Here is an 11,514-nt window from a genome sequence, read left to right on the forward strand (position 1 = left end):
TTCTATAGCCCTATATCACGTATACTATCATTGATATGAGGGACTAAATAAGAAACTTCTTTTATAAGGAGAGCGATCTATTCGTGAATGAAATGACTCATCGTACAAAAACACGTCCAGTTAAAGTCGGTAATTTAACAATCGGCGGTAATAATGAATTAATTATACAAAGTATGACAACAACAAAAACACATGATGTTGAAGCAACAGTTGCTGAAATCAAGCGTTTAGAAGAAGCCGGCTGTCAAGTCGTCCGCGTTGCCGTTCCAGATGAACGCGCAGCAGATGCTATTGCTGATATAAAAAAACAAATCAACATTCCACTTGTTGCTGATATTCATTTTGATTATCGCCTTGCTTTAAAAGCAATTGAAGGTGGCATCGATAAAGTACGTATCAATCCAGGTAATATTGGTCGTCGCCATAAAGTAGAAGCTGTTGTAAATGCAGCAAAAGAGCGCGGTATTCCAATCCGTATCGGTGTAAACGCTGGTTCATTAGAGCGACACATTTTAGAAAAGTACGGGTACCCAACTGCAGATGGTATGGTTGAGAGCGCGCTACATCATATTAAAATTTTAGAGGACTTAGATTTCCACGATATTATCGTATCTATGAAAGCCTCTGATGTTAACTTAGCAATCGAAGCATACGAGAAAGCTGCTCGTGCTTTTGATTATCCATTACATTTAGGTATTACAGAATCTGGAACATTGTTTGCCGGAACTGTAAAAAGTGCTGCTGGTCTTGGAGCAATCTTAAATAAAGGCATCGGAAATACACTACGTATTTCATTAAGTGCTGATCCAGTTGAAGAAGTAAAAGTTGCTCGCGAATTATTAAAATCATTCGGTCTTGCGTCTAATGCAGCAACACTTATCTCTTGTCCAACTTGTGGTCGTATTGAAATCGATTTGATTAGCATTGCTAACGAAGTGGAAGAATACATCTCTACACTTCAAGTACCAATTAAAGTTGCAGTACTTGGTTGCGCTGTAAATGGCCCTGGTGAAGCTCGTGAAGCTGATATCGGTATTGCCGGTGCACGTGGAGAGGGATTATTATTCCGTAAAGGGCAAGTCGTTCGTAAAGTACCAGAAGAAACAATGGTAGAAGAACTGAAAAAAGAAATCGACGTAATTGCTGCTGAAATGGCTGCTGAACGAGAAAAAGAAAAAGAGACACAAGAACAATAAAAAGAAGGTTGCCACAATATTTGTGAGCAACCTTCTTTTCTACGTAAAAAAGCTCGTCAGTTACATAACCGACGAGCTTTTACTTTGCACATTTTGGACAACGACCATATATTTCAAACTTATGACCCGTTACTTCATAACCAGTAAAATCTTTATTCATAAAATCCATTGGGCAGGAAGTAATCTCTTTCGTCCCCCCACAATCCAAACAAATAAAATGATGATGATGTTCCATAATAGAACAAGTAAAACGAAAATGTTTTTCGCCATTTAATTCCGTTTGTTCTAAAACACCAATCTCAGCAAAAACTGTTAAGTTACGATAAATCGTATCAAAACTAAGCCCTGGATAATCGTCTTTCATATGTTCTAAAACGTCTTTCGCAGTTAAATAACGATTATGTGCTGCAAATAATCTGAGCATCTCTTCTCTTTTTCCAGTATGTTTATATCCTTTTTCTTTCATTAGGCGTAAAGCTTCTGTTAGATTCATACCTATCCCTACTTTATGCAGTTTTTTTCTTCTTCCATAAAATCGCACCGATTAAAATAAGAACTGCTATCATAACAATTGTACCACCTGGCGCTAGATCAAGTTGATACGAAGCAAACATTCCACCAATTACTGCAATTTCACCAAATAAAATGGAAAAGAAAATTGTTTGTTTAAATCCTTTAGCAATACGAATACTTGCTGCAACTGGTAATGTCATTAATGATGATACGAGAAGAACCCCCACTACACGCATTGATACTGCAATGACAAGAGCAACTAATATAATGAAAATAAAGTGAATCCATTTCGCTCTTAAACCAGTTGATACTGCGTATTCCTCATCAAATGATAATAGAAACAGCTCTTTATATAATAAAATAATTGTCGCAACAACAACAATTGCTACAATCCCAATAATAATTAAATCTGTACTTGTTACAGCACTGACACTACCAAATAAATAACTAAATAAGTCTGTGTTAAATCCATTTGCAAGTGAAATGAAAATAACTCCAACCCCCATCCCTGCCGAAAGGATAATTGGAATTGCTAATTCTTGATAGTGCTTATATACAGTTCGTAACTTTTCGATTAGTAGCGCTCCACCAATCGAGAAAATCATCCCCATATATAAGGGGTTTAAAAATCCACCTGTAAAAATGGTTTTTTCAAGTAATAAACTTGCTGCAATACCCGATAACGTCACGTGACTTAATGCATCCGCAATAAGAGATAAACGACGAATAACAACAAACACACCAATTAGCGGTGCAACAAGTCCAATTAAAATACCTGCGTATAAAGAATTACGTAAAAAGTCATATTGTAAAAAATCTTGTATCATTATATCCTCCCGTGATGCTCATGTTCGTGTTCTAAACGATGAACATGATGTCCATATAAGACGGACATTTCTGCATCTTCTAACTCTCGGAACTTCTCTACATTTCCATGGAAATGTAGATGTTGGTTCAGGCATGCAACATGTGTTACTTTTTCAGTAACAGCTCCCATATCATGAGTAACAAGAATTAATGTGATCCCGAGCCTTTTGTTTAAATCCTCTAATATTTCGTAAAAACTTTCCACATTTTTCACATCGATTCCAACAGTAGGCTCGTCCAAAATAAGCAATTCAGGATCACTAACGAGCGCACGAGCAATAAATACACGCTGTTGCTGTCCACCAGAAAGCTCTCCAATGTTACGACCTTGAAACTCACTCATCCCTACATCAGCAATTGCTTTTTCTACCTTTTTTTTATCCTCTTTTGTAAAAAAGCGAAAAAGCCCTTTTTTCGAAACAAGTCCCATTGAGACAACTTCAGAAACAGTTGCTGGAAAACCAGAATTGAAACTATTTGCCTTTTGGGATACATAACCAACTTTGTTCCATTCCTTAAACCTCTTACTATCAACGCCAAACACGCGTATACTTCCTTCTTTTGGCTTTAAAACGCCTAATAAACACTTAAGTAAAGTTGATTTACCTGAACCATTCGGTCCCACTAAACCTAAAAAAGCTCCCTTCGGAACTTGCAAATTAATATTTTCTAACACATTCCGATCTTCATATCGGAATGTTAAACCTTCAATTTCTAATATATTATTCATAGCATCTCACCTATTTTAATTCAGAATGATTCCGATTTATATCTATTTGAATTATAGTACAGCTTATTATAGTTGTAAACCAATCTGCCTAAAATATATCTATTTTTTCAAGAAACCTTACTATTATAACAAAAAGCAGAGAAAAATTCTCTGCTTTCAAAAAATATTCCTATAAACTTTTAGTGAATAGCCGATTTAAACTTACCACCATTTGTCTCTTGCGTGCTCATAATCGTAACAAACGCATTTTCATCAATTTCATGCACAATTGACTTTAATTTCGTCACTTCTAGACGCGTTACAACTGCATAAATAACTTCTTTTTCTTTATCCGTGTAACCACCTTTTGCTACAAGCTTTGTCGTTCCACGGCCAAGACGATGCAAAATCGCGTTTGATACTTCCTCATATTGATCAGATACAATTAAAACCGCCTTCGTTTCATCTAGCCCTTGAATTACTGTATCGATTGTTTTAAATGCGATATAGTACGTCATAACAGAATACATCGCTTGTTCCACACCAAACACAAATGCTGCCCATGCAAAAATAAATAAGTTCACAAACATTACGAATTCACCAACAGAGAACGGTAGTTTCTTCGTTAATAAAATCCCCATAATTTCAGTTCCATCTAACGACCCACCATGACGAATTACAAGTCCTACACCAAGACCTAAAATAAGCCCACCAAACACTGTCGCTAAAATAGGTTCTGTTGTAAATGGTGGCACCGCATGTAACGTTGACTCAATGAAAGCTAACGCTACAATACCAAATGTCGAAGATAACATAAATGTTTTTCCAATTTGCTTATAACCGGAATACATAAATGGGATATTGAGAACAACGACTAAAGTAGAAAAACTTAACCACCAAATGTTAGGAGTAAGATAATCTAATATAAGAGAAATACCAATAATTCCACCATCAATAATTTTATTTGGCATTAAAAATAGTTCAATCGCCACCGCCGCGCATGCTGCTCCAAAAATAATCATAACTAAACGATAAATGAGATGAATAACACTTTCTTTTCGATGTTGCTTTTGCTCCATAAGCCCTCCCTGTACTCTTTTTCTGTAGTTTCGTCCTTATATTATAACATACGCTTCTTTTCCTCATGAAAAAAGAAACTCCATACGAATATGTACAAGCTACATGCTCATATATTTCGATAGAAGAACGCGTGAAGGAGGATAATAAGATGAACCTCATTAAACAAATTGTTAATAAAAAATTAAATCATATTTCTACAAAAGAGTTATTAAAATATAGCAAAGAATACGAAGTTCCTATTACAGCCGCACAAGCTGACCAAATCGTTTTACTTATGAAGGGTAAAAATATTAATATTTACGATAACAACGAGCGACTAGAGCTCTTAAAACAGATCGCAAAAGTAACTTCCCCTGCCACTGCCCAACAAGTAAATACATTATTTCAGCAACTACTAAAATAAGGAGGGGATTTCCCCTCCTTATTGCGCTTTAATTTTTTCAAGAAGCCCTTCATCAAAAGTGCCGTTTTTCAGCATTTCGATTTCCAATTTATATGGTGGCTTCTTATCTTTTTTATCTTCCCCTACATACGGTGTTTCAAGAATTTTTGGTACATGCATTAACTGTGGATGATGTACAATGTGATGCAATGCTTTATACCCAATGTGACCAAATCCAATGTTTTCATGACGGTCTTTTCCTGCTCCGCGTACATTTTTACTATCATTAATATGAAGTACTTGTAAACGATCTATACCAACGATCTTATCAAATTCGTTTAATACGCCGTCAAAGTCATTTACAATATCATATCCTGCATCGTGCGTATGACACGTATCAAAGCATACAGATAGCTTTTCATTATATTTTACACCATCAATAATTTTTGCAATTTCTTCAAAGCTACGACCGCATTCTGTTCCTTTTCCTGCCATCGTCTCTAACGCAATGTTAACCGTCTGTTCTGGCGTTAATACTTCATTAAGCCCTTTAATAATTTGTTGAATACCAGCATCTGCTCCAGCACCAACGTGCGCTCCTGGGTGAAGAACAATTTGTTTCGCTACACCTAATGCCGATGTTCTTTCAATTTCCATGCGAAGAAAGTCTACGCCTAATTGGAATGTTTCTGGCTTCGTCGTATTCCCAACATTAATAATATACGGCGCATGGACGATAATTTCCTCAATTCCGTTCAGCTCCATATGTTTTCTTCCTGCTTCTATGTTCAATTCTTCAATTGGTTTTCTTCGTGTATTTTGCGGTGCACCTGTATAAATCATAAACGTTGTTGCACCGTATGAAACAGCCTCTTCACTTGCTGCTAATAACATTTTCTTACCACTCATGGAAACATGAGATCCAATCTTTAACATACAATCACCTCTTCAATATACAATAGATATAATGATAGCATAATTTGTAGAAATATGTAGTGAATTGTTTGTTCACAAAAGACGCACTACACAAATTCATATGACTATTTAGACAGACTATACTCTTCATTTAAATTAGCGGGATTAAAAAAAGATAAGGGAAACCCCTTATCTTTTTTTATTGCTATATTTTCTCTTCACTTTGTCACGTTCTGTTGCAAGTTTACGTTTATAGTTTGGTTTTACTTTTTTCGGTTTTTTAATAACTTTCGTTGCCATAACATCAAGTTCGTCATTTGGTTTTTTACGGCTCTTACGACGACGACGCTCACCTAAATCTGCCCACTCATCTCCACGTAAATCTACATGTTTAAACTCGATATGACGTTGTTTTTCTAAGCTATCTAACGCTTCTTCGTTTGCTGGATCATAAATCGTCACTGCAATACCAGAATGCCCTGCACGTGCTGTTCTTCCAACGCGGTGAACGAAGAAATCTAAATCTGATGGTAGCTCATAGTTAATAACATGGCTAATCCCTTCAATATCAATACCACGTGCTGCTAAATCAGTCGCAACAATATATTGGAATTCAAGGTCACGAATTTGTTTCATCATTTTTTTACGATCACGTGGTGATAAATCCCCGTGAATTCGTCCAACTTTTAAGCCACGTTCCATTAATCCATCAGCAACTTGGTCTGCCATCTTTTTCGTATTCGTGAAAACAACTGCTAAATACGGTTTAAATTGAAGTAGCATTTTATGCACTAAATCAATTTTATTACGATGTTTAGAAGGCACTAAATAGTGTTCAATGTTTCCAGCTGCAACTTGTTTTGGATTGATATGAATATGCTCTGGATTCTCCATATATTTCTTCAGAAACGGTTTTAGTTTTTGAGGAATTGTTGCAGAGAAAACTAACATTTGCAAGTTTTTAGGCATGCGTGCTGCAATTTTGTCTACATCATGAATGAATCCCATATCAAGCATTAAGTCTGCTTCATCGACAATAATCGTATTTGCTTTATGAACAAATAACGCTTGTTCTTCAACTAAGTCTTTAATACGTCCTGGTGTCCCAACTACGATATGAGGTTGTTTTTTCAATTTCTCAATTGAACGTTGTTTATCAGTTCCACCAATTAAACAACGTGCTGTAATCATTTGGTCTTCCGCACAAAACTTTGTTAATTTCACGATTTCTTCGTAAATTTGTTGTGCTAACTCACGAGTAGGCGCTGTAATAACAAGTTGTACTTCTTCACGACTTGCATTAATTCTGTTTAATGTAGGAAGTAAGTATGCATGTGTTTTCCCAGAACCTGTTTGGGATTGTCCAATTACACTTACACCTTTTTTCACGACTGGGAAAATTTTCTGCTGAATTCCTGTCGGCTCTGTAAAGCGTAGTTCACGAACTGCATCTATTAAAAATGGTTTAAAATCATACTGTGTAAAAGTTTGTTGTGTCATAAGTTACACCTTCTTTCTAAAATTTCTACTGCGCGCACAAATCAGTCAAGTCTACATTATATCGAAATCTACAAGTAAAATCCATCTTTAGTTTAGGTTTTCACTTCAAAAACTAACCTTCTTCCCTTTTATTGCATATTGTATGTGTATATACCTAACTGAAGAAAGGAGGATTTCTCACATGTTTCCGAAATCCCCTACAAGGCAAATGTATCCGAATCCAGGGCAGCAACCTTATACACCATATCCAATTCCACAACTACCACCAATGGCACAAAAAAAGAAAGGTTTTCTTGCTAAGCTTTTTAAAAAACACGATCCAACCGAGCCATTTATGCAAATGGTTCCACCTTACCGACAAATGGAAGGGCAACCAATGATGCATCAGCAACCACCACCGCCGCAATATCATCAGCAATATCCGCAGCAATACCAGCAACAATATCCGCAGCAACATCCTGAGCAAATGATACCGCCTCAAATGTATGAATCAAATGAAACGCGCGGCGGCTCAACTACAACTGCGGCAACAGCAAGCAGTGGCATCGGCAGTTTTTTTTCGAACTTAATTTCGAATCCAACTAATATGATAAATAACATCGAAAAAGTATCCCAAATCGTTCAATCTGTAGGTCCTGTCGTCGAACAGTATGGTCCTATTATGCGTAGTCTACCAAGCATTGTTAAAATCCTCACCTCTGGAAAAAGCACGGAAGAAAATCAAACGGAAAATGTAACAGAGCCAGTTGAGGTAGAAAGTCCGCCTCCTGCACCTCAAAAAAAGAAACGAAAACGAAAGAAAATAGTGATTGAACCTGTAATAGAAAAAGAGTTACCGAAAGAACCAGTTCAACAAACAGCAACAAAACCAAAACTATATGTGTAACAATCCTTTGTTTTCTATCCACTCCTCCTTTATAATGTAAAAGACTATGCACAAAAGTATCCCTTGTTTAGAAGGAGAGGATTACTCATATGAAAATTGTTAAAATTTCCCCTCGTGGTTATTGCTACGGTGTTGTCGATGCAATGGTAATTGCACGTAACGCCGCATTAGATAAATCATTGCCGAGACCCATTTATATTTTAGGTATGATTGTTCACAATAAACATGTTACAGACGCTTTTGAAGAAGATGGAATCATCACATTAGACGGTCCAAGTCGCTTAGAAATTTTAGATAAAATTGATTCTGGTACTGTTATTTTCACTGCACACGGTGTTTCTCCAGAAGTTAAACAACGCGCAAAAGAAAAAGGTTTAACAACAATCGATGCTACTTGCCCAGATGTTACCAAGACGCATGACCTTATCGAAGCTAAGAAAGCGGAAGGGTATCATGTCATTTATATCGGTAAAAAAAATCATCCAGAGCCAGAAGGCGCAGTTGGTATTGCACCTGACATCGTTCACCTTATCGAAAGAGCCGATGATTTAAAAACATTAGAAATCCCAACAGATAAAATTTTAGTAACAAATCAAACAACGATGAGTCAATGGGATGTTCAACATTTAATGGAGGACATTCAAAAAAAATTCCCAACAGCAGAATTCCATAAAGAAATTTGTTTAGCAACTCAAGTTCGCCAAGAAGCTGTCGCTAAACAAGCTGATGTTGCAGACTTAACAATTGTTGTTGGTGATCCGAAAAGTAACAATTCAAATCGCTTAGCACAAGTATCACAAGAAATCGCGGGTACAAAAGCATATCGAGTTGCTGATGTAAGCGAAATTCAATTAGAGTGGCTACAAGGTGTAGAAAACGTAGCTGTTACAGCAGGTGCTTCTACTCCAACGCCAATTACGAAAGAAGTTATCGCTTTCTTAGAGCAATATAACCCAATGAATCCCGCTACATGGGAAAGAGTTCGAAAAGTACCGTTACAAAAAATATTACCTCGCGTGAAAGTGAAAAAAGAACAATAATAAAAACCGTTGCTTGCATGAGCAACGGTTTTTATTTTTCTTATACAAATATAAATGGATCTGTATGTAACTGCGAAGCATGAATGTGTACATTGAGTTTCTTTGCATCCACTTTTTCTTGTAATTGCTTTTGTACACCTTGTTTCATTACTTTTTCAACATTATGTCCTGGGTCAACTATATTTAAACCGAGCATCATCGCATCATGAGCAACATGATAGTACATGTCACCAGTTACATATACATCTGCTCCTTTAAATTTCGCTTGGTTTATATATTTATTACCATCTCCACCAAGTACAGCTACTTTACGCACTTTATCGTCTAACTTACCGACAACTCTTGCGCCCTTCACGTCTAATGATTGTTTCACATGTTCTGCAAATTGACCAAGCGTCATTTCTTCTTGTAAGTATCCTATTTTTCCTAGGCCTAACGTTTCACCTTTATTATCAAGCGGATACACATCGTATGCTACTTCTTCATAAGGGTGCGCCGTTACCATTGCTTTAATCACTTTCCGCTGTAATGAAGCTGGAATAATCGTTTCGATTCGCACTTCTTCTACACGTTCTAACTGTCCAGTTTCCCCGATATAAGGATTTGTCCCCTCTTGAGGTACAAATGCGCCTGTACCCTCGCTACTAAACGTACAGTGGCTATAATTGCCGATATGACCAGCACCTGCGTCTCCTAATGCATTCCTTACTTCTTCTGCATGAGTGACTGGCACAAACACAACAACTTTTTTCATTTCTTCTGCATATGTCGGTGCCAAAACTTCTGTATTTTGCAATCCTAACGCCTCAGCAAGTAAATCATTTACCCCGCCCTTAGCAACATCCACATTTGTATGCGCTGCATAGATTGCAATATCATTTTTAATACACTTTTCAATAATTTTCCCATACGCCTTATCTGTATGAATCGCTTTTAACGGGTTAAAAATTAAAGGATGATGAGCAATAATGACATTTGCCCCTAATTGAATTGCTTCATCCACAACTTCTTCCGTTACATCTAACGCAATCAATACGTGCCGCACGGGTTTATTAAGCGCTCCAATCTGCAGGCCAATCTTATCTCCTTCCATCGCCAAATGCTTCGGATACATACTTTCAAATAAAGAAATAATTTCATGGCCATTTGGAATTTTACTCATGATAAAACCTCCCCTATCATTTTCATTTTCGCTTCTACTTCCCCACGCTTCGCTTTTGTTTCTTCAGAATCAGCTGCACGTTCTAACTGTTTTAAAATATTTTGGAAGTTTTTTAATTCTCCTTCCCATTTTTCAACGAAGGCTTCACTTTTTTCTGTTATTAAAAATGGTCCCATAAACAATTCAGCTTGTTTATTTTCAGAGTAAGGCGCTGCAACATTTCCTCGCTCCCCTACTAAAATTTCGTAAATTTTCCCATCTTCTTTTACGATTTTTTCATGGATAAGCTCCCAACCATTCTCAATAAACCATTCACGAATATGATGCGCTGCAATATTAGGCTGTAAAATTAAACGTGTTACACCTTCTAATTTTTCTTTACCACTTTCTAAAATGTCACGAATTAACGCTCCGCCCATTCCGGCAACCGTAATTACATCTACTTCTCCTGGTGCGATAACAGCTAATCCATTCCCTTTACGCACATCTACTTTATCTTGTAAACCACTTTCAGCTACAGTTGCTTGCGCAGAGCGAAATGGTCCATCTACGACCTCTCCTGCAACTGCTTTTGTAGCAATATTATTTATAATTGTATAACACGGTAAATACGCATGATCCGATCCAATATCAGCGACTGTAGATCCTACTGGTATTTCACGTACAACTTCTTCTAATCGTTTTGAAAGCTTTACTTCATTCATGTATTTCCATTACTCCTTCTCTTGTCAGTCTGTCTCCATGATAATGAATTTATAGTAGTTGTTGCAAGCCCATAACAACAATTCACTGCTCTATCATTCATCGTATTTTAGAAAATATAGAAAAACAAGCCCTTTGCATAAGCAAAAGGCTTGTCATACGGAACTTTATTTTTTCTTCGATAACCAATCAGCTACTTTAGCGGCTTGATCAGCTGGAACTATATTGGCAGGCATATTGCCTTTTCCTTTCGAAAGAATTTCTTTAATTTCATCCTTTGAAAGTTTCCCACCAATTTTTTGCAAGTTAGGTCCAACTGCCCCTTGTAACTGATCACCATGGCAGCTCGTACAACTTTGCTTCACAATATCTTCTGGTTTTGATGCCGTTTGTGCTGGCTTCCCGCCATTTTTTGCATCAGCTAACTCTTTAGATTTATTTAGCCCCTGAAATGAAAATACAAACATAACGATAATACCCAATGCTGCAATAAGAGCGAACGGAATCAGCGGATTACGTTTCATATCTCTTCTCCCCCTTCTATATCCCTAAATAGTTAGAT

13 protein-coding genes are annotated in these 11,514 nt (G+C 36.9%); 4 read left to right on the plus strand and 9 right to left on the minus strand.

Annotated features, from left to right (window positions below; genetic code table 11):
- Nucleotides 1-92 precede the first annotated feature (92 nt).
- Nucleotides 93-1,196 (plus strand): flavodoxin-dependent (E)-4-hydroxy-3-methylbut-2-enyl-diphosphate synthase, encoded by a 1,104-nt coding sequence (gene ispG, locus C3Y97_RS21645; protein WP_153577907.1) that lies wholly within the window; start codon nt 93-95, stop codon nt 1,194-1,196.
- Nucleotides 1,197-1,275: 79 nt separating this feature from the next.
- Here ispG and C3Y97_RS21650 read toward each other — a convergent pair whose 3' ends face one another.
- The 4 genes from C3Y97_RS21650 to C3Y97_RS21665 form a co-directional block, all read right to left on the minus strand.
- Entirely contained in the window at nt 1,276-1,689 is a 414-nt protein-coding gene (locus tag C3Y97_RS21650; RefSeq protein WP_001054516.1) for a Fur family transcriptional regulator, read from the minus strand.
- 13 nt (nt 1,690-1,702) lie between these two features.
- Entirely contained in the window at nt 1,703-2,536 is an 834-nt protein-coding gene (locus tag C3Y97_RS21655) for a metal ABC transporter permease (RefSeq protein WP_000613815.1), read from the minus strand.
- Entirely contained in the window at nt 2,536-3,306 is a 771-nt protein-coding gene (locus C3Y97_RS21660; RefSeq protein ID WP_001059663.1) for a metal ABC transporter ATP-binding protein, read from the minus strand. The genes C3Y97_RS21655 and C3Y97_RS21660 overlap by 1 nt, the downstream gene beginning before the upstream one ends.
- 179 nt (nt 3,307-3,485) lie before the next feature.
- On the minus strand, nt 3,486-4,364 hold the full coding sequence (locus C3Y97_RS21665) for a YitT family protein (RefSeq protein ID WP_000435963.1): 879 nt from the start codon (nt 4,362-4,364) through the stop codon (nt 3,486-3,488).
- A 149-nt stretch (nt 4,365-4,513) separates the two neighbouring features.
- On the opposite strand from C3Y97_RS21665, the gene C3Y97_RS21670 reads away from it, so the two are divergent.
- Entirely contained in the window at nt 4,514-4,768 is a 255-nt protein-coding gene (locus tag C3Y97_RS21670) for a DUF2624 domain-containing protein (protein ID WP_001048954.1), read from the plus strand.
- 18 nt (nt 4,769-4,786) lie between these two features.
- On the opposite strand, the gene C3Y97_RS21675 is transcribed toward C3Y97_RS21670, so the two are convergent.
- Nucleotides 4,787-5,683: a deoxyribonuclease IV gene (locus C3Y97_RS21675; RefSeq protein WP_000912460.1), complete on the minus strand. Its 897-nt coding sequence runs from the start codon at nt 5,681-5,683 to the stop codon at nt 4,787-4,789.
- 168 nt (nt 5,684-5,851) lie between these two features.
- Complete coding sequence (locus tag C3Y97_RS21680; RefSeq protein ID WP_000194017.1) at nt 5,852-7,162, minus strand: DEAD/DEAH box helicase; 1,311 nt, start codon at nt 7,160-7,162, stop codon at nt 5,852-5,854.
- A 181-nt stretch (nt 7,163-7,343) separates the two neighbouring features.
- Between C3Y97_RS21680 and vrrA the strand changes: the two genes are divergently transcribed.
- Complete coding sequence (gene vrrA, locus C3Y97_RS21685; protein WP_136363635.1) at nt 7,344-8,048, plus strand: VrrA/YqfQ family protein; 705 nt, start codon at nt 7,344-7,346, stop codon at nt 8,046-8,048.
- A gap of 89 nt (nt 8,049-8,137) precedes the next feature.
- On the plus strand, nt 8,138-9,088 hold the full coding sequence (locus tag C3Y97_RS21690; protein ID WP_000706662.1) for a 4-hydroxy-3-methylbut-2-enyl diphosphate reductase: 951 nt from the start codon (nt 8,138-8,140) through the stop codon (nt 9,086-9,088).
- 40 nt (nt 9,089-9,128) lie between these two features.
- Here the strand turns inward: C3Y97_RS21690 and C3Y97_RS21695 are convergent, their stop codons facing one another.
- The 3 genes from C3Y97_RS21695 to cccA all read right to left on the minus strand — a co-directional run bounded on the left by C3Y97_RS21695 (nt 9,129) and on the right by cccA (nt 11,476).
- A complete protein-coding gene (locus C3Y97_RS21695; protein ID WP_000036242.1) occupies nt 9,129-10,250 on the minus strand; it encodes a Nif3-like dinuclear metal center hexameric protein in 1,122 nt (373 codons plus the stop codon).
- On the minus strand, nt 10,247-10,954 hold the full coding sequence (locus C3Y97_RS21700) for a tRNA (adenine(22)-N(1))-methyltransferase (RefSeq protein ID WP_001006542.1): 708 nt from the start codon (nt 10,952-10,954) through the stop codon (nt 10,247-10,249). Before C3Y97_RS21700 ends, C3Y97_RS21695 begins: the two co-directional genes overlap by 4 nt.
- A 165-nt stretch (nt 10,955-11,119) precedes the next feature.
- Nucleotides 11,120-11,476, minus strand: a complete 357-nt coding sequence (gene cccA / locus C3Y97_RS21705; RefSeq protein ID WP_000828141.1) for a cytochrome c550 — start codon at nt 11,474-11,476, stop codon at nt 11,120-11,122.
- Between the last annotated feature and the right edge of the window lie 38 nt (nt 11,477-11,514).

This window comes from Bacillus sp. DU-106 (genome assembly GCF_004799705.1).
In the GTDB taxonomy this organism is placed as follows: domain Bacteria; phylum Bacillota; class Bacilli; order Bacillales; family Bacillaceae_G; genus Bacillus_A; species Bacillus_A cereus.